General features: G+C 65.7%; 17 protein-coding genes, 4 tRNA genes and 1 pseudogene. 10 read left to right on the plus strand and 12 right to left on the minus strand.

Annotation, left to right across the window (positions count from 1 at the left end; translation table 11 throughout):
- The first annotated feature begins 88 nt into the window (after nucleotides 1–88).
- The 4 genes from pstS to pstB are packed head-to-tail and all read left to right on the plus strand — an operon-like array spanning nucleotide 89 to nucleotide 4,003.
- Nucleotides 89–1,219: a phosphate ABC transporter substrate-binding protein PstS gene (pstS, locus tag A5758_RS00940; protein ID WP_067735251.1), complete on the plus strand. Its 1,131-nt coding sequence runs from the start codon at nucleotides 89–91 to the stop codon at nucleotides 1,217–1,219.
- A gap of 48 nt (nucleotides 1,220–1,267) precedes the next feature.
- Complete coding sequence (pstC, locus tag A5758_RS00945; protein ID WP_369816356.1) at nucleotides 1,268–2,302, plus strand: phosphate ABC transporter permease subunit PstC; 1,035 nt, start codon at nucleotides 1,268–1,270, stop codon at nucleotides 2,300–2,302.
- A complete protein-coding gene (pstA, locus tag A5758_RS00950; RefSeq protein WP_067203159.1) occupies nucleotides 2,299–3,213 on the plus strand; it encodes a phosphate ABC transporter permease PstA in 915 nt (304 codons plus the stop codon). The genes pstC and pstA overlap by 4 nt, the downstream gene beginning before the upstream one ends.
- A 13-nt stretch (nucleotides 3,214–3,226) precedes the next feature.
- Nucleotides 3,227–4,003 (plus strand): phosphate ABC transporter ATP-binding protein PstB, encoded by a 777-nt coding sequence (pstB, locus tag A5758_RS00955; protein WP_067202987.1) that lies wholly within the window; start codon nucleotides 3,227–3,229, stop codon nucleotides 4,001–4,003.
- A gap of 17 nt (nucleotides 4,004–4,020) precedes the next feature.
- Here pstB and phoU read toward each other — a convergent pair whose 3' ends face one another.
- The 5 genes from phoU to A5758_RS00980 all read right to left on the minus strand — a co-directional run bounded on the left by phoU (nucleotide 4,021) and on the right by A5758_RS00980 (nucleotide 9,947).
- Nucleotides 4,021–4,689 (minus strand): phosphate signaling complex protein PhoU, encoded by a 669-nt coding sequence (gene phoU / locus A5758_RS00960; RefSeq protein WP_066957929.1) that lies wholly within the window; start codon nucleotides 4,687–4,689, stop codon nucleotides 4,021–4,023.
- Between the two features lie 58 nt (nucleotides 4,690–4,747).
- Complete coding sequence (locus A5758_RS00965) at nucleotides 4,748–6,775, minus strand: LCP family protein (protein WP_067735254.1); 2,028 nt, start codon at nucleotides 6,773–6,775, stop codon at nucleotides 4,748–4,750.
- Between the two features lie 218 nt (nucleotides 6,776–6,993).
- A complete protein-coding gene (gene dusB, locus A5758_RS00970) occupies nucleotides 6,994–8,127 on the minus strand; it encodes a tRNA dihydrouridine synthase DusB (protein ID WP_067735257.1) in 1,134 nt (377 codons plus the stop codon).
- A 7-nt stretch (nucleotides 8,128–8,134) separates the two neighbouring features.
- Entirely contained in the window at nucleotides 8,135–9,157 is a 1,023-nt protein-coding gene (locus A5758_RS00975; protein WP_067202980.1) for an acyl-ACP desaturase, read from the minus strand.
- Between the two features lie 184 nt (nucleotides 9,158–9,341).
- Nucleotides 9,342–9,947 (minus strand): TetR/AcrR family transcriptional regulator, encoded by a 606-nt coding sequence (locus A5758_RS00980; protein ID WP_067202978.1) that lies wholly within the window; start codon nucleotides 9,945–9,947, stop codon nucleotides 9,342–9,344.
- A 94-nt stretch (nucleotides 9,948–10,041) separates the two neighbouring features.
- Between A5758_RS00980 and A5758_RS00985 the strand changes: the two genes are divergently transcribed.
- Complete coding sequence (locus A5758_RS00985; RefSeq protein ID WP_067203157.1) at nucleotides 10,042–11,052, plus strand: oxygenase MpaB family protein; 1,011 nt, start codon at nucleotides 10,042–10,044, stop codon at nucleotides 11,050–11,052.
- A 6-nt stretch (nucleotides 11,053–11,058) separates the two neighbouring features.
- Here A5758_RS00985 and A5758_RS00990 read toward each other — a convergent pair whose 3' ends face one another.
- From A5758_RS00990 to A5758_RS01000, 3 genes are read right to left on the minus strand one after another with little or no spacing between them, the layout of a single operon-like run.
- Nucleotides 11,059–11,259: a zinc transporter Slc39a7 gene (locus A5758_RS00990; protein WP_067735258.1), complete on the minus strand. Its 201-nt coding sequence runs from the start codon at nucleotides 11,257–11,259 to the stop codon at nucleotides 11,059–11,061.
- A 38-nt stretch (nucleotides 11,260–11,297) separates the two neighbouring features.
- Nucleotides 11,298–11,708, minus strand: a complete 411-nt coding sequence (locus tag A5758_RS00995) for a metalloregulator ArsR/SmtB family transcription factor (RefSeq protein ID WP_067202975.1) — start codon at nucleotides 11,706–11,708, stop codon at nucleotides 11,298–11,300.
- A 46-nt stretch (nucleotides 11,709–11,754) separates the two neighbouring features.
- A complete protein-coding gene (locus A5758_RS01000) occupies nucleotides 11,755–12,255 on the minus strand; it encodes a nucleoside deaminase (RefSeq protein ID WP_067735261.1) in 501 nt (166 codons plus the stop codon).
- A gap of 89 nt (nucleotides 12,256–12,344) precedes the next feature.
- Between A5758_RS01000 and A5758_RS01005 the strand changes: the two genes are divergently transcribed.
- The gene (locus tag A5758_RS01005; RefSeq protein ID WP_067735266.1) at nucleotides 12,345–13,244 is read left to right on the plus strand and encodes a class I SAM-dependent methyltransferase; all 900 of its coding nucleotides are present in this window, start codon (nucleotides 12,345–12,347) and stop codon (nucleotides 13,242–13,244) included.
- A gap of 29 nt (nucleotides 13,245–13,273) precedes the next feature.
- Here the strand turns inward: A5758_RS01005 and A5758_RS01010 are convergent.
- A tRNA-Lys gene (locus tag A5758_RS01010) sits at nucleotides 13,274–13,349 on the minus strand.
- A gap of 124 nt (nucleotides 13,350–13,473) precedes the next feature.
- Between A5758_RS01010 and A5758_RS01015 the strand changes: the two genes are divergently transcribed.
- The 3 genes from A5758_RS01015 (at nucleotide 13,474) to A5758_RS01025 (ending at nucleotide 13,755) form a co-directional block, all read left to right on the plus strand.
- A tRNA-Glu gene (locus A5758_RS01015) sits at nucleotides 13,474–13,546 on the plus strand.
- Between the two features lie 29 nt (nucleotides 13,547–13,575).
- Nucleotides 13,576–13,652: transfer RNA gene (locus A5758_RS01020), tRNA-Asp, on the plus strand.
- A 26-nt stretch (nucleotides 13,653–13,678) separates the two neighbouring features.
- A tRNA-Phe gene (locus A5758_RS01025) sits at nucleotides 13,679–13,755 on the plus strand.
- Between the two features lie 89 nt (nucleotides 13,756–13,844).
- Here the strand turns inward: A5758_RS01025 and A5758_RS01030 are convergent.
- Together A5758_RS01030 and A5758_RS24900 are read right to left on the minus strand one after the other, a co-directional pair.
- Nucleotides 13,845–14,504, minus strand: coding sequence for a class I SAM-dependent methyltransferase (locus A5758_RS01030; RefSeq protein ID WP_067735269.1), 660 nt, complete (start codon nucleotides 14,502–14,504; stop codon nucleotides 13,845–13,847).
- 155 nt (nucleotides 14,505–14,659) lie between these two features.
- Nucleotides 14,660–14,839 carry a hypothetical protein gene (locus A5758_RS24900; protein ID WP_231987194.1) on the minus strand — a complete coding sequence of 60 codons (180 nt, stop codon included), beginning with the start codon at nucleotides 14,837–14,839 and terminating at the stop codon, nucleotides 14,660–14,662.
- Between A5758_RS24900 and A5758_RS26145 the strand changes: the two are divergent.
- Nucleotides 14,810–15,073 (plus strand): annotated as a pseudogene (locus A5758_RS26145) (hypothetical protein); the annotation flags it as partial. The gene A5758_RS24900 and the pseudogene A5758_RS26145 sit on opposite strands and share 30 nt — an antisense overlap.
- Here A5758_RS26145 and A5758_RS01040 read toward each other — a convergent pair.
- Nucleotides 15,009–16,724, minus strand: a complete 1,716-nt coding sequence (locus A5758_RS01040) for a CocE/NonD family hydrolase (RefSeq protein WP_067735274.1) — start codon at nucleotides 16,722–16,724, stop codon at nucleotides 15,009–15,011. The pseudogene A5758_RS26145 and the gene A5758_RS01040 overlap by 65 nt on opposite strands.
- Between the last annotated feature and the right edge of the window lie 21 nt (nucleotides 16,725–16,745).

Below are 16,745 nucleotides of genomic sequence, written 5' to 3' on the forward strand. Positions count from 1 at the left end.
AGGGCATATTTTCGCGACGACCTGGCAACCTGTTGGGAGATGGCCGGCGGGGCACACGCGGGCCCGTAGGGGGCAGGAAGCTAGATCGGTGAGGCTCGACAGGGGTGGTGGCAGAGCGCTGGCGGTGCTGGCGGTGGCGGTGGCAGTGGGTACGGGCGCATTGACCGGCTGTGGCAGCGACCAGAACCGCCGCGACGCGTCGGCGGCAGCGGCCTCCGGGCCCACGGGCACGGCGGGATGCGGCGGCAAGAACAAGCTGACGGCGGAAGGCTCGACGGCCCAACAAAACGCGATGGCGTTGTTCAACCAGGTCTGGGGCCAGTACTGCCCGGGCAAGAGCGTGTCGTACAACCCGACCGGTTCGGGCGCCGGCCGCGAGCAGTTCATCGCCGGCCATGTCGACTTCGCGGGCGCCGACTCGCCGCTGGCCGCCGACCAGATCGGTCCGGCCGCCGCACGATGCGAGGGAAACCCGGCGTGGGACTTGCCGCTGGTGTTCGGGCCGATCGCGTTGGTCTACAACCTGGCCGGAGTGCCGGCATTGGTGGTGAGCAGTGACGCGTTGGCCAAGATCTTCAGCGGACGGATCACCACCTGGAATGACCCCATCCTGGCGGCCCTCAATCCCGGTGTCGTGCTGCCCGACACCAAGATCGCACCGATCTACCGGACGGACTCGTCCGGAACGACCGACAACATGCAGAAATATCTGACGGCCGCCGCGCCGCAGAGCTGGACCAAAGGCGTGGGCACCGAATTTCAGGGCGGGGTGGGTGAGGGCGCCATGAAGTCGGCCGGCGTCGTCCAGGCCGTGCGGGCGACGCCGGGCGCAATCGGATACGTCGAGAAGGGCTTCGCCGACCAGGGCGGTATGCCGTACGCCCAGATCGCCACCAATAAGGGCGTCGCGGTCCCCCTCACCAACGAGACGGCCGGGAATGCGGTGAAGGCGGCCAACTTCGTGGCCGACGGCAACGACCTGGTGCTGGACCTCAACGCGATGTACCGCTCCCAAGAACCGAGTGTCTACCCGCTGGTCCTGGCGACGTACGAGATCGTGTGCTCGAAGGGCTCCGACCCGGACACCTCCGGCGCGATCAAGTCGTTCCTCACGGTCGCCGCCGGCAGCGGGCAGACCGAGCTTCCCTCGGCCGGCTATATCCCGCTGCCCGATAGGGTCAAAGAGCGACTGGTTGCCGCGATCAACGCTCTGCAGTGACCAAGTGGCCCCGCGCTTAAGGAGCGAGTGAACTGTGCTGGGATCACAGTGACCACGCCAAACCCGATCGACGCCGGCTCGGGCGCGACCGTCGCCGCGCCCTTCCCGGAAGCGCCGGTGATACCGATCAACCCGTGGGGAGATGCGCGCCCCCACGTCGGGGATCGCGCGTTCCGTTGGCTGGCCAAAGGCTCAGGCTTGCTGATCGTCGTCGTCATCGGGGCAATTGGCGGATTCCTGCTGCTGCGGGCCATCCCGGCCCTGAGGCGCGATCGGGAGAACTTCTTCAGCTACGGCGGCAACTGGATCACCACCGACACCTCGGCCATGCACTTCGGCATCTCCGACCTGCTGAAGGTCACCATGTTCGTGTCGGCGTTCGCGTTGATCCTGGCCATGCCCGTCGCGCTGGGCGTCGCCATCTTCGTCACGCAGTACTCGCCGCGCCGCGCCGCCGCCTCCCTGGCCTACGCCGTCGATCTGCTGGCGGGGGTCCCGTCCATCATTTACGGCGCGTGGGGCCTGCATGTGCTGGCGCCGCAGCTGCGACCCCTGGCCACCTGGCTGAACCACAACCTGGGCTGGTGCTTTCTTTTCGCCGACGGCAACGCGTCGGTGGCCGGCGGCGGCACCATCTTCACCGGCGGCATCGTCCTGGCGGTGATGATCCTGCCGATCATCACCGCCGTGACCCGCGAGGTGTTCGTCCAGACACCACAGGATCAGGTCGAGGCCGCGCTGGCCCTCGGTGCCACCCGTTGGGAGGTGGTGAAGACGATCGTGCTGCCGTTCGGGCGGTCGGGATACATCAGCGCAGCGGTGCTGGGACTGGGCCGCGCGATGGGTGAGACGGTCGCGTTGCTGATCATCTTGCGCGGAACCCAGGCGGCGTTCGGCTGGTCGCTGTTCGACGGCGGCTCCACGGTCGCGACCAAGATCGCGGGCACCGTGGCGCAGTTCAATGACCAATACAAGGCCGGCGCGTACATCGCCGCGGGGCTGGCACTCTTCGTGCTCACCTTCCTGGTCGACGCCCTGGCGCGCGGCGCCGCCTCCAAAACCAGGTGGAGCGCCGGGCGATGACCTCGATGTTGGACCGCCCGCTGAAGCCGCGCACGTTCTCTCGGCCGAGCCGGCGCCGCCGGGTCGCGGATCATGTTGCGACGGTGCTGGTTTCGCTGTCGATGGTGATTGCGGTGACGCCCCTGCTGTTGGTGCTCTACTCGGTGATCGCCAAGGGCTTCAAGGCGATCGCGTCGACCGTTTGGTGGACGCATTCGCAAGCGGGCATGACGGCGTTCGTGGCCGGCGGCGGCGCCTATCACGCGATCGTCGGCACCGTGTTGCAAGGAGTGGTGTGCGCGCTGATCTCCATCCCGATCGGCCTCATGCTCGCCATCTATCTGGCCGAATATGGTGGCGGTACCCCGCTGGGCAGGCTGGCCACGTTCATGGTGGACGTCCTGAGCGGAGTGCCCTCGATCGTGGCGGCGTTGTTCATTTACGCGCTGTTCGTGGCGACGTTGGGACTTCCTCGCTCCGAGTTCGCGGTGTCCCTCGCGCTGGTCCTGTTGATGCTTCCGGTGATCGTGCGAGCCACCGAGGAGATGCTGCGGATCGTCCCGGTGGATCTTCGCGAGGCCAGTTACGCGCTGGGCATCCCGAAATGGAAGACGATCGTCAGGGTCGTGCTTCCCACCGGGGTCTCCGGCATCATCACGGGCATCATGCTGGCGGTGGCCAGGGTGATGGGCGAGACGGCCCCATTGCTGATTCTCGTCGGTTACTCGCAATCTATGAGCTTCGACATCTTCAGTGGATTCATGGGGACGCTACCCGGCATGATGTACAACCAGACCAGCGCCGGTGCCGGCGTGAACCCGGTCCCTACGGATCGGTTGTGGGGTGCCGCCCTAACCCTCATCCTGGTGATCGCCACCATCAACATCGGGGCCCGAGTGACAGCGAAGTTTCTTGGCGCCAGAAAGTCATAGGCAGGAGCACTAAGTGGCAAAGCGGTTGGACCTCAAAGCCGTCAACATCTACTACGGTGCGTTTCACGCGGTAGGGGATGTGACGCTGTCGATCCTGCCCCGCAGTGTGACCGCGTTCATCGGCCCGTCAGGCTGCGGCAAGACGACGGTGCTGCGCACGCTCAACCGGATGCACGAGGTGGTCCCCGGCGGCCGGGTCGAGGGCAGCGTGCTCCTCGACGACGAGGACATCTACGGCGCCGGGGTCGACCCCGTCGGCGTGCGCCGGGCGATCGGAATGGTGTTCCAGCGGCCGAACCCGTTCCCCGCCATGTCGATTCGCGACAACGTGGTGGCGGGTTTGAAGCTGCAGGGCGTGCGCAATCGCAAGGTGCTCGACGAGACCGCTGAATACTCGCTGCGCGGCGCGAACTTGTGGGATGAGGTCAAGGACCGGCTGGACAGGCCGGGCGGCGGATTGTCCGGCGGCCAGCAGCAGCGCCTGTGCATCGCGCGGGCGATCGCTGTGCAGCCCGACGTGCTGCTCATGGACGAGCCGTGCTCTGCGCTGGACCCGATCTCGACGATGGCCATCGAGGAGTTGATCAGCGAGCTGAAGCAGGACTACACGATCGTCATCGTCACCCACAACATGCAGCAGGCGGCGCGAGTCAGCGACTACACCGCGTTCTTCAACCTGGAAGCCGTCGGAAAGCCGGGGCGACTGATCGAGGTCGACGACACCGAAAAGATCTTCTCCAACCCGAGCCAGAAGGCGACAGAGGATTACATCTCCGGGCGCTTCGGCTAGCCCGGCCCTGCTTTGGCTTACTGCGAGGTGGGTTTCGTTTCTTCCTCGGGCAGCTTGCCGGTCGCCTGGAAGATGACGCGCCTGGCTACTTCGACCGCGTGGTCGGCGAAGCGCTCGTAGAACCGGCCCAGGAGCGTCACGTCGACGGCGGCCGCCACACCGTACTTCCACTCGCGGTCCATCAGCACCGAGAACAGATGGCGGTGCAGATCGTCCATGGCGTCGTCTTCTTCGCGGATCCGGGCGGCTTTCTCCGGATCGCGTGACATCACCACTTCTTGCGCGCTGTTCCCCAATTCGACTGCGACCCTGCCCATTTCGGCGAAGTAACCATTGACCTCTTCGGGCAGCGCGTGCTGGGGATGCCGGCGGCGGGCGATCTTCGCGACGTGCAGGGCCAGCGCGCCCATCCGGTCGATGTCGGCCACCATTTGAATAGCGCTCACGATGGACCGCAGATCACCGGCGACCGGCGCCTGCAAGGCCAGCAGCACGAAGGCGCTTTCCTCGGCGCGGGCGCTCAGGGTGGCGATCTTCTCGTGGTCCGAGATCACCTGTTCGGCCAGCACCAGATCGGCCTGCAGCAGGGCTTGGGTGGCCCGCTCCATGGCGATGCCCGCCAGCCCGCACATCTCGCCGAGCCGCTCGGACAACTCCGAGAGCTGCTCGTGGTAGGCGGTCCGCATATCGCCAAGCCTACGTTCTCGGCAGAGAAAAAGAGCGGCGGAGCGCCGCCAAAGGCGCTTACTCGCAGGTGGTGTCGGCGGCGTTGGTAACGGTCAAGTCCTCGGGCAGCTTGGCCGGGGCGCTGCTCGAGCCGCGTTCGATCTGCAAGCTGATCGACGAGCCGCTCGGTTGGGGAGTGGCGACCGACTTGAAGTCGGGTCCGAGTACCACCTGAACGACCTGCCCGTAGCCGGACACTCGCTGCACCTTCGCGTTGGCGAAGGAAGACGCCACGGTCGCCGCCGCCTGCTCGTTGCCGGGCGAGAACAACACCGTCGTGGTGTTCACCGAGCTCGGGTAGTCGTCCGGCGTCATCACGTTGAAGCCGTCATGCTTGAGCTGGCTGGTCGCGGTGGCCGCCAGGCCGCTCTGCGTCGTCGCGTTGGAGACGCGCACCGTGACATCGCCCGGCGTGGTCGTGGTGACCTGCTCGTGCCGGGCCTCGGGAGCCGCGGTAGGGGCCGGCGCCTTCTTGGTGGCGGGTGCCTTCGTCTGCCCGGACTTGTCGTCGGAGGTCTCGAGATTCTTTGCGTTCTGGTCGTTTTCCTCGGGCAGCGGATCGTCGTTGATGATGGCGTCGAACAGCGCCCGCATGTCGGCCATGCGCGGCGGTTCGTCGCCGTTCTGGTCGGTGACGCCGGTCGGCACGGTGACGAACGTGACGTGCCCGGCCGCCATGCCCTGCAACGACTGACCGAGTTGGATCAAGTCCTTCGACTGCACGTTGTCGACGACGGTGTCGCTGATGAACATGTTGACGACATTGTTGAGCTTGTTCAGGTCGAGCAGCGTGTCCTCGGAGATCAGCGAGCGCAGCAGCGAGGACAAGAACAGCTGCTGACGTTTGATGCGGCCGTAGTCCCCGTTGGTTTCGGTGGTGACCTGGCGGGCTCGCACGTAATTCAGGGCGGTCGAGCCGTCCAGGACTTGCCGGCCGCCGTGGTCGAGCACCGTGCCCAGCTCGTAGTCATGCAGCGCGGTTTTCGAGCACACCTCCACACCGCCCAGGGCGTCGACCATTCTGGCGAACCCCGCGAAGTCGACGGCGATGAAGCGATTGATGCTCAAACCGGATAGCTTCTGGATCTCTTTGACCAGACACTTCGGCCCGCCGAAGGCGAATGCCGAGTTCAGTTTGGTCTCGGTGTAGACCATCTTCGGGCCCCAGGATTTGGTCTTTGCGTCGTAGAGGGGCCCGTACTTACCCGTCTCCGGGTTCCACGCCTCGCATTGCATCGGGGTGATCGCCAGGTCGCGCGGGAACGACACCGCCACCACGCGTTTGCGGTTGGCCGGAATGTTGACCAGCATCACGGTGTCCGACCGGGCGCCGTCCGCGTCGTCGGTGTTACCGGCGCCCATGTTGGCGTTGTCGCCGGCACGAGAGTCAAGGCCGACGATCAAGAAGTCTTCGTCCCCGTATTGGCCGTTGCGGTCGCGGATGTCGCTGGAGTCCTGGTCGAGGGCATTGATGGTGTTGAGCCGGGCATTCTTCGACGTACTCCATTGCCACGCCCCGCCGGTCATGGCCAGGGTAAGCGCCGCGAGCACCGCCGCCACCGAGCGCGCGGCCAGCAGCATCGGCCGGCGGCGGCGCCGGGATGTCCGCCGCTGAGCGTCGGGATCGTCGTCGGATACGGATCCCTGGCCGCTCGGATGGTCGGCGGCGTCGAGGTCGGGGAGCTCCGAGACCGCGTCGAGCGAATAGGCCAGGTCCTCGATCACCTGCGTTTTCTGCAGCTCCACCGGCAGGGCCGATTCGGCCTCGACGGGTTCGACGTCCGACTCGGCGCGACGGTGAGTGGACCGGGCGGTCGAAGGGGCACCGAGTTTCGCGATCAGGTCGGCGACGCTCACTCCGCCCGCCGTATGGGATCCGGATTCCTCGTCGTCGGCGGCTCGGGACTGGATGGGCTCGACTGCGGTCTCGGCCTGCCAGAGATGGCGACTGTAGTCAGCCGGTGGCTCCGAGAACCGCTCCCAGGGGGCGGCGCCAAGCGCAGCGCGTCGGGCGTCGCGAGTGGCGTCGTCCTCGGCGTCACTCATGTCTTACCGGCCTCCGAAGCTCTGATGCGGATGTCAGCGTATCCGTGCGCAATATCGGCCCGCTTGGCGTATCAGCGCTGCGGCCCGTGCCACCCGTGGGCGCACTCCTTTGTCGCGCTCGGGCGGCGGCGCGTTACCGATCCGCCGCAGCAACGCGCAATGCAGCAAGGTCCACATCGTACTGAGTTATCTGTCCGGACGCGATTTCGCGCGGTCGATCAGCCTCCGGAGTGCATCACGTCGGCGCCGGCCGGCACGGTGCAGTCGTCCGGGTCGGTGAGCCAGCCTTCGGGCAGCGCCACCCGGGCGGGTGAGCCCTGCCTGCCCCGCGGGCCGCTCGCCGCGTCCGGGAAGGGCACGGTGCCGTCCAATTGGTTTAGCAGCGAATCGAGTTCGTCGAGCGTCTTGACCATCGCCAGGGCTCGGCGCAGCTCCGAGCCGGCCGGGAAGCCGTGCAGGTACCAGCCGATGTGCTTGCGGATGTCGCGCATCCCCTTGTCCTCGCCGAAGTGCGCGGCCAGCAGCTGCCCGTGCCGGCGGACGATGTCGGCAACCTCGCCCAACGTGGGCGGCATGGGGGCTGGGCTGTCGGTGAACGCGGCCGACAGCTCGGCGAAAAGCCAGGGCCGGCCCAGGCAGCCGCGCCCGATCACGACGCCGTCGCATCCGGTGCTGGCCATCATCGTCAGGGCGTCGCTGGCGTCATAGATGTCGCCGTTGCCCAGCACTGGAATCGTCCGCACGTGTTGCTTGAGCAGGGCGATCTGCTCCCAATCTGCGATGCCCGAGTAGCGCTGCGCCGCCGTGCGGGCGTGCAGCGCGACCGCGGCGGCACCCTCCATTTCGGCGATGCGGCCGGCATCGAGGTGCGTGTGGTGCTCGTCGTCGATGCCGACGCGGAATTTGACGGTCACCGGGATGTCGGTGCCTTCGGTTGCGCGCACGGCCGCCGCGACGATCTGCCCGAACAGCCGCCGCTTGTACGGCAGGGCGGCGCCGCCGCCGCGTTTGGTGACCTTGGGCACCGGACAGCCGAAGTTCATGTCGATGTGGTCGGCCAAGCCCTCGTCGGCGATCATCTTGGCCGCGGCGTACGTGGTCGCCGGATCGACGGTGTAGAGCTGCAACGAGCGTGGCGACTCGTCGGGCGCGAAGGTGGTCATGTGCATGGTGACCGGATGCCGCTCGACGAGCGCGCGCGCCGTCACCATCTCGCAGACATAGAGGCCGCTGACCGTGCCGACCTTCGACTGCTCTAGTTCACGACACAGGGTCCGAAAGGCGACGTTGGTTACGCCCGCCATCGGTGCCAGCACCACCGGGCTGGCAAGTGCGATGGGCCCGATGCGCACGGCGTGGTTACCGCCGGCTCATGCTCAGCGTGCCCGCGGTCTGGTGCAGCTCGAACGCGGTGGTCCTCTTGCCGGTGCGGGCTTCCCGGTCGAGCTGGCGCTGCTTCGAGATCTCGAACTTCTCGCAGGTTTGCTCGAGCTCCTTGATCAGCAGCGCAAGGTCGTCGCGCATGGCGGCCGCCTCTCCGGTGAAGTCCTCACGCTCGAAGATGCGCCACTTCTTCAGCACCGGCATGACCACGTCGTCGAGGTGGATGCGCGGGTCGTACACGCCGCCCACGGCGATGAGGACAGCCTTCCGGCGGAACTCGGGTACCTGGTAGCCCGGCATCTGGAAGTTGCGCAGCACCTTGTGCAGCGACTTCATCGCCTGGTTGGGCGCTGCGCTGAACCCGGCGTCGCTGACATCGCGGTAGAAGATCATGTGCAGGTTTTCGTCGGCCGAGATCTTGGCCAGCAGCTGGTCGGCGATCGTCTCGTTGCACGCCTTGCCGGTGTTGCGGTGGGAGATCCGGGTGGCCAGCTCCTGGAACGTCACGTAGATGACCGAGTCGAACAGGCTTTCGGCAAACAGGTCGGCTCGAATCTGCTGGTTCTGGCCCGGGCTGAAGCCCCGGTTCACCACCTCGACGCGCAGCTTCTCCAGCTCGATCGGATCCACCGCGCGAGTCACCACCAGGTAATCGCGCAGCGCGATCCCGTGCCGGTTCTCCTCGGCGGTCCACCGGTTGACCCACTGGCCCCAGGGGCCGTCCAGGCCGAAGTTCATCGCGATCTCGCGGTGGTACGAGGGGAGGTTGTCTTCCGTCATCAGGTTCTGCACCATCGCCACCTGGGCGAGGTCGGATAGCTTGCTCTGCTCGGGTTCCCAGTCCTGACCCCCGAGCGCGTAGAAGTTCTTGCCGTCTGACCACGGGATGTAGTCGTGCGGGTTCCAGTCCTTATGCATGCTCTCGTGCCGGTTGAGGTAGGTCTCGACGAACGGTTCGAGCTCGTGCAGCAGCTGTAGGTGTGTCAGCTCGGCTGACATAAGGCCTCCAGTTATCTGTGTCGACGGGTAGCAGTCAATATATCTGTGTACATCAGTAGCATCAAGCTGCCTGGCCGCTCCCCGCGGTAACGGTTAGATGCCATATTTTGCTCTTCTCGGGGCCATCAAGTTCACGTTTTATTGAGTTGCCGCCGCGCCACGGCCGATAAACAGTTAGTCGCACTTACCCCAGGTCCGGCGCGGGCACGTACGGGGCCGCCGTGGTGTACAGGATGTCGACGCAGTAATCGATGAATTGTTTGCGCGTCGCGCCGAGCTGTCCGTTCAGGTATGCGGTGAACAGGCTGGACAGGCCACCGACCAGGCTGGTGGCGATCATCTTCTGCAGCACGGGATCGCCGATCCGCGACAACTTGCGCTGCAGCAGTTCGATGAAGTTGGGCATCCACTCCGCACCCGAGCGCGTCAACACCGGCTCGACCGCCGGTGCCAGCAACAACACCCGCCCGCGGACCGGGTCGTCGACCATCAGCTCGACGAACTTTTCGACGGCCTCCCGCGGGGTGTTCGCCGAGGTGAGCGTATTCATTGCGCGCGTACATACGTCGTCGTAGACCGCGCGCACGAATTCGTCTCGATCCGAGAAGCTTTCGTAGAAGTAGCGTTCGGTCAGCGCCGCCTTGCGGCACACGGCACGCACGGTCAACGCCGGTCGACTGTCGCTGCCGAGCAATTGCACACCGGCGGCGATGAGGTCGTCGCGGCGGCGGGCAAGGCGATCCCCCAGGGGAACGCCGGTCCACCGGCCCCGTCGTTGACCGGACTGCACATCGCTCCTAAGCTTGAAACTGACAACGCATGTAGTCAGTTTTACAGATACCTACAGGAACCCAGTGCCTCAACATACGTCCGGACCCCGCCCGCTGAACAGCGACGTCGCGCGCGGCGCTTCAACCACCGCGGACGCGTCGGCGGGTGTAGCCGGCGGCTGCCCGGTGTCGCCCCTGGGTTACGACGCGCCACCAGTCCCGCTCGGCCCCGAATCGCTGACCTGGCGGTACTTCGGCGACTGGCGCGGCATGCTGCAGGGCCCGTTCGCGGGATCCATGCAGAACATGCACCCGCAGTTGGGCGCCGCTGTGGAGCAACACTCGACGTTCTTCACCGAACCGTTGCCGCGGGTGATGCGGTCGCTGTACCCGATCGGCGGGGTGGTCTTCGATGGAGACCGCGCTCCGACGACGGGCGCCGAGGTCCGCGACTACCACACCGACATCAAGGGTGTGGATGACCAAGGGCGGCGGTACCACGCACTCAATCCCGACGTCTTTTATTGGGCACACAGCACGTTCTTCATGGGCACAATCCTGGTGGCCGAACGGTTCGGCGGTGGTCTGACCGAAGCAGAAAAGCGCCAACTCTTCGACGAACACATTCAGTGGTACCGGATGTACGGCATGAGCATGCGTCCGGTGCCAGAGACCTGGGAAGCGTTTCAGGTCTACTGGGACCACATGTGCCGCAACGTGTTAGAGGACAATTACGCGACGCGGGCCGTGCTCGATCTGACCATATATGACAAGCTGCCGATCGCTCCGTGGCTCCCCGATTGGCTGTGGGGCGGCCTGACCAAGCTGTCGCGGCCGTTCTTCGTCTGGCTCACAGTCGGCTTGTATCACCCAGCCGTTCGCGAACGGTTGGGCTTTCAGTGGACCGACCGCGACGAGTGGTTGCACCGGCGCTTCGGCAACCTGGTGCGGCTGATCTTCGCGTTTGTACCGCCCAGGTATCGCAAGCACCCGCGGGCCCGCGCCGGCCTCGACCGCGCATCCGGGCGCATCCCCCCCGACGCGCCGCTGCCGCAGACACCGGCACGCAATCTGCCGCCGCAGGAATTGCGCGGCGATCCAAAGCACTACTGCCCTCGGGTTTAGTGCCCTCTAGTGCGGGTGACCGTGAACGTCCTCCAGGCCCGCCTGGTGCACGTGCTTATGACTGTGCTCGGTGCCGTCGGCGTGGCCGTGGGAGTGCTCGTGCTGGACGTGCTCGTGCTCGTGCGCGGTGTGCGCGTGCGCATGAGTGACGTCGCCGTGCTCGTGTTCGTGCGCGTGCGGCGCTTCATGGGTGTGCTGCTCGGTCATGGTGCTACTCCTTGGGTCAAATGCGGTGTGCCGATCTCTTATTCACTTGGTGCCGCTGTCCCGCCGGCCTGGTGGGGCGCTGATTCGGCGACGGCCTTCAGTCCGCCGTCCGTGCGGTGATGACCGGGCACGCCCGGACCCGCGTGCTCGGCGTTGAAGACCGCGTCCATGACGAGCTGACGGACGTGGTCGTTCTCGAGGCTGTAGAAGATGGTCGTTCCCTCCCGGCGGGTGCGGACCAGGCGCGCCATCCGCAGCTTCGCCAGGTGCTGGGAGACCGACGGCGCCGGCTTGCCCACGTGCTCGGCGAGTTCGTTGACCGACATCTCGCGGTCGGTCAGCGACCAGAGCACCTGCACGCGGGTGGCGTCGGCCAGCATCCGGAAGACCTCGACCACCAGACTCGCCTGATCGTCCGGCAGCCGGCCTTCGCTACTATCTGCATGCATACGCAAATAATATTCAAGTTCGGCGGCGCTGCCAACGGCTGCCTTTCTAGGGTGACGGGACAACCGTGGACCGGCGCTGACCCCCGTTGCGCTCGTTCCAGAGCCGGTAGACGTCCACCGCGCTCTCTTGTGGCTGGTAGCGCATGGGCAGGCGTCGCCGGTCCCAACTCTTGGCGAATTCGTCGTAGAAGGTGGACACCTCGAAGTACCTCCGGTCGTCGAGGTAGTACCGCTCGTAGGCCTCGCGGGTAATAAGGAAGACGACTTCCTTGGGTGAGCAGTAGTACAGCGAGCCGAGGCACATCGGACACGGATGCGCCATCACGTAGATCGTGCAGTCGACCAGGTGCTCGGTGCCCAGCTTCATGCACGCCTCCCGGATGGCCAGGATTTCCGCGTGGGCGGTCGGGTCGCTCGTCTGTGCCACTTTGTTGGCGCTCTCGGCGAGGACTTCCCCGTCTTTGACGATCACGGTCGCGAACGGGCGACCACCCTCCGCGACGTTGCGCCGGGCTAGGTCGATCGTCCGCTGGGCGAAGTCGGTCATAGGCCGGAGGGTAGTCCCGCGGGCCTTGGGGATCAGTCCTGTGATACTGACTAGATTGTCTATTTAATTTGTCGGGATGAGGGAGCACCATGGCGCGCACCGATCGTGATCGTTGGGATCTGGCGACGAGCGTGGGCGCGACGGCGACGATGGTCGCCGCCCAGCGGGCCCTGTCCTCCGACGCGAACCTGATCGACGACCCCTATGCGGCGCCGCTCGTGCGGGCCGTCGGGATCGACGTCTACGTCCGGCTGGTGAACGGCGAGATCCCGGCCGGCGGGGCTTCCGAGTTCGATCCGCACCGGATGGCGCGAGGGATGGCTTGTCGCACAAGGTTTTACGATGACTTCTTCCTGGACGCAACGCGGAGCGGAATCGGCCAGGCGGTGATCCTCGCGTCGGGGCTGGACGCGCGCGCCTACCGCCTGCCGTGGCCGGCGGGCACCGTCGTCTACGAGGTCGACATGCCGGAGGTCATCGAGTTCAAGACGCTGACCCTGGACGATCTGGGCGCCGAGCCGACCGCCGAGCGCCGCACCGTGGCCGTCGATCTGCGTGACGATTGGGCCACCGCGTTGCGCGATGCCGGATTCGATCCGCAGGCTCCCTCCGCGTGGAGTGCCGAGGGTCTATTGGTGTATTTGCCCGAAGCGGCCCAGGACGCGCTGTTCGACAACATCACCGCGCTGAGCGCCCCCGGCAGCCGCCTGGCCTTCGACTTCGTTCCTGACACCGCCGTTTTCGCCGACCCGCGCTGGCGGGCACACCACGACCGGATGAGCGAGCTCGGCTTCGAGGTCGACTTCAACGACCTCGTCTATCACGGCGAGCGCAGCCACATCGTCGACCACCTCGACCAGCGCGGCTGGCGGACGTCGTCGCAGACGGTCGCGGACTTGCACGCGGCCAACGGCTTTGTCTACGCCGACGATGAGGTCGCCCAAGCCTTTGCCGATGTCACCTACAGCAGCGCGGTGCTCGGGCGCTGAGCGCCGTCGACCGCGGCCAACAAACGCTTTGGTGCCCCCACTAGGACTCGAACCTAGGACCTGCGGATTAAAAGTCCGTAGCTCTACCAACTGAGCTATAGGGGCCGCGGAGATTCAGGATACTTGGGCCCGAAAGCCGGCTCGTTTGAGGATTGGGCACACAGTGACCTAAGCTGACGTGGCTCCTAACGAAACCACGTTGCGAGTACCCCGGAGTGATTCGGTTCTGGCCCCCATCGTCTAGTGGCCTAGGACGCCGCCCTTTCACGGCGGTAGCACGGGTTCGAATCCCGTTGGGGGTACGCGACGCGGTGACGCGGAGCAGCAGCAAGGCCCTGTGGCGCAGTTGGTTAGCGCGCCGCCCTGTCACGGCGGAGGTCGCGGGTTCGAGTCCCGTCAGGGTCGCCAACTCGGCGAGGCACTACATGCCTTCCGGCCAGGTAGCTCAGTCGGTACGAGCGTCCGCCTGAAAAGCGGAAGGTCGGCGGTTCGATCCCGCCCCTGGCCACCAATCTTGAGCTTCGCGGCACTATTTCGGCCATCACAAGCAGCTAGAAGAGCGCCCGATCCTGCTTCACACGTCTTCGCGCGGACACGCGATCACGGTTGTTCTGAGTTGCGTGCTGCGATCACGACGTCGGTGACGAGCCCGAAGCGATGCACACGTGAGTGATGCTGGACCTGCCATTCGTCGCCCAGCAGGGTGGACAGGCTGATAGGGCGACACCCGCCGACTACTTGCGGTGCCATGCGCCAGAGGCCGGTCCAAACTTGTGATACGGCGCGTTCGAGCGGCCGATCGCCGTGGGCGAGGCTGGCGAGGCAAAGCCGGCCTTCGGGGGTGAGGATGCGCCGCAGGTCATGAAGCACTTCGCGGGCATAGTGCACGTCGAGGAGGTCGAATACGAAGGCGGAAAACACACGGTCGGCGAACCCGTCATCAGCCGGTAACGGCAGTGTACCGTCGACCAACACCACCTCGGCCCGATCGGCCCAGGCTCGGAGCCGACGGGTAGCTAGGTTGACCATGACCGGGCTGATGTCCACGCCGAGGTAATTGACACTGTCGGGCAGCGAGGTCAGGAGGTTCGCAGCGAACCGGCCAGTGCCGCAGCCGAACTCGAAAATTGTCTGGTCTCCAGCCAGGGCCGCCTCGGCCACCAACCGTTCGGTGGTCGCGTCTTCATAGAACCCTTGCCAATCCTGCATGCGGCCGATCCGGTCGTAGACCCAGCGGGCTTGGTCCAACGTAAGTGCCATGGGTTGTCCTCTCACCTGACATGCGCAAGCCTGGGGTTCGATCCCGGCCCTGGCCGCCATGCACAATCAACCGATCCTTCGCAGTCTCCGCTGATATCTCGTACTCCAAAAGGGATGTGCCGGATCAAGTTCGATACCTGCCCGCGCTACGGCCATTACTGGTGACTGCACGCGCTTTGGTGCGCCTTGGTCAGCCAGTACACGGCCCGCTCGATCGTCGGCACTATGTCGGTGATCTCGATGGACGCAGCCGCAAACTGACCCAACGCCCCGTACACGACACCGGTCAAGATGAGACCCAGATCCTCCGCGAAGTGTTCGTCGCAGTCAGGCATGACCGGTCGTGCCGCGGCGCGTGGAGGGGACGGATCACCATCAGCCGTCTCCTCGACCGGACGCGCGACATGGTGATCAGTTCGGCCAAGCACGGCCCCGCGGGCCACCGCCAGTACCGCTATGAGCCCATCTTCCTGCTGCGCGGGCTTACCGAGTTGCACATCGAATTCACCCCGGTGGACCGAGCACCGGAATCAACAACCGCGACGACGAGCGCACGGTGTTCAGGCTAGAGGTGCCGACGCTGGCATGCCGGAAGTTCATGATTGCCGGCGTCGAGGGGTTTTGGTCGTCGCTGGTGAGCGTCAGCCGAATGCGTTGGTCCGCCTTGAACCGGCGTGCATTGGGAACCAACGGGATTCGATACTCGACATCCTCTCCCGGGGGCACCGCTTGCGGCGTGCGGCAGGGTAGCACCGGCGCACCGGGCCGGCTGGACGCGTCGTCGACCTCCCGCAAGCTGGCGCGCAACCAGCCCGCGGTCACGTCGGTCGTTTTCCCGTCGGGCGCCACGTCCTGCAGCGTCGCGATCCAGGCGGTATCCATCGCCGTCGCCGAGGCCACCAGCCGCAGCTCGATATCGCCGACCACATCGACGTCCTGGCTCAGCGGCGCGCTGGTCCACACCAACAGCGACGGCGGATCGATCTCGCTGGCTTTGACGCGGCCCAGGCCCGACCCCAGCACCATGAACTCGCGACCGCCCGGCTCGCCCTCGTCGACGTCCAAACCGCCGTCTGCGCGCAGGGCCAGCTCGCGATGCAATGCCTTCGGCGGCCAGGAGTTGGCTGTTCGCCACTCGTCGGCGCCGGGCAAGAAGTAGCGGATCGCCGGCCCTTCGGTGATCCCGGTGTCGCGGCCCTTCAACCAGTGGTCATACCAGGCCAATGCCTCGGTGTGCATGCTTTCCCATGGCCAGGTCAGCCCGAACTCGCCGAGCATCCCCATTCGCACACACGCGTTGTCCGACAACGCGTTCCAGGCGGCGAAGGTCGATGGGAGGTGCAGCGGCACGTTCTGCCAGTCACACCCCAAGTAGACCGGGATGTCGATTTTCTTGAGCAGTGGCAAGAGGTTTCGTTCTTCCCACCACTCGTCGCGCGTCGGGTGCTTGACCACCGCCTCTTGCCATAGTTCGTCCCACGGGTGGGGATTGTGTGGCAGCCTGAGCAATTGGCGCAGCATGGTGACCGCCGCCTCGCCGTTCATGGTTTCGAACTTCTTGTGTACGCCCGGACTGTTGAGGACCCGCCGCGCCAACCCGACTGGCTTGCTGCGCCACAGCTTGTCGCTGCGGTCGGAGGTCAGGCCCATCATGGCGAGAAACGGGGTGATGAACGACGAACTCAACAGCCCGTGGTGGTTGGCGCCCTCGTACAGGTCACTCGTCACGGCAAGGGGAAAGATCGCTTTGAGGTGTGGCGGCCGCTCGACGGCCGCCTCGAGCTGGGTCATCGCGAAATAACTGATGCCGATCATGCCGACGTTTCCGTCGCACCACGGCTGAGCCGCGGTCCACTCCACCAGGTCATGCACATCCTGGCGCTCCTGCGCGTCGAAGAAGTTGAATGTGCCCTCGGAGCCGCAGGTGCCGCGGAGGTTGGCGATGACGTGCACGTAGCCGCGTGGCACCCAGAAGTCCGTTTTACCGGCCTCGATGAAACCCGCCGGGGCGCCGAGGTCCTGCATCTGCCGCGGATAGGGCGAGGCGGCCAACAGCGCCGGGAACCGGCCGTCGGCATCGGGCCGGTGAACGTCGGCCAAAAGCATTGCGCCGTCCCGCATTCTGATCGCGGTATTGATGTCGGTGCGCGACGCGTACCGCGGCTCGCTGAGGTTCCGGTATTCCCGACCGGTGGTCTGCGGGCCGTTGAGCGTGGTCATAGTTTCACGCTACGTTGAAAC

The sequence above is a fragment of the Mycobacterium sp. 852014-50255_SCH5639931 genome (genome assembly GCF_001665605.1).
Taxonomy (GTDB): domain Bacteria; phylum Actinomycetota; class Actinomycetes; order Mycobacteriales; family Mycobacteriaceae; genus Mycobacterium; species Mycobacterium paraffinicum.

Excerpts from the sequence above, each read along its gene's own strand:
- pstA (WP_067203159.1), top strand. The coding sequence starts at position 2,299 with ATGACCTCGATGTTGGACCGCCCGCTGAAGCCGCGCACGTTCTCTCGG.
- phoU (WP_066957929.1), bottom strand. The coding sequence starts at position 4,689 with ATGCGGACCGCCTACCACGAGCAGCTCTCGGAGTTGTCCGAGCGGCTC.
- A5758_RS00965 (WP_067735254.1), bottom strand. The coding sequence starts at position 6,775 with ATGAGTGACGCCGAGGACGACGCCACTCGCGACGCCCGACGCGCTGCG.
- A5758_RS00975 (WP_067202980.1), bottom strand. The coding sequence starts at position 9,157 with ATGTCAGCCGAGCTGACACACCTACAGCTGCTGCACGAGCTCGAACCG.
- A5758_RS00990 (WP_067735258.1), bottom strand. The coding sequence starts at position 11,259 with ATGACCGAGCAGCACACCCATGAAGCGCCGCACGCGCACGAACACGAG.
- A5758_RS00995 (WP_067202975.1), bottom strand. The coding sequence starts at position 11,708 with ATGCATGCAGATAGTAGCGAAGGCCGGCTGCCGGACGATCAGGCGAGT.
- A5758_RS01000 (WP_067735261.1), bottom strand. The coding sequence starts at position 12,255 with ATGACCGACTTCGCCCAGCGGACGATCGACCTAGCCCGGCGCAACGTC.
- A5758_RS01005 (WP_067735266.1), top strand. The coding sequence starts at position 12,345 with ATGGCGCGCACCGATCGTGATCGTTGGGATCTGGCGACGAGCGTGGGC.
- A5758_RS01030 (WP_067735269.1), bottom strand. The coding sequence starts at position 14,504 with ATGGCACTTACGTTGGACCAAGCCCGCTGGGTCTACGACCGGATCGGC.
- A5758_RS24900 (WP_231987194.1), bottom strand. The coding sequence starts at position 14,839 with ATGCCTGACTGCGACGAACACTTCGCGGAGGATCTGGGTCTCATCTTG.
- A5758_RS01040 (WP_067735274.1), bottom strand. The coding sequence starts at position 16,724 with ATGACCACGCTCAACGGCCCGCAGACCACCGGTCGGGAATACCGGAAC.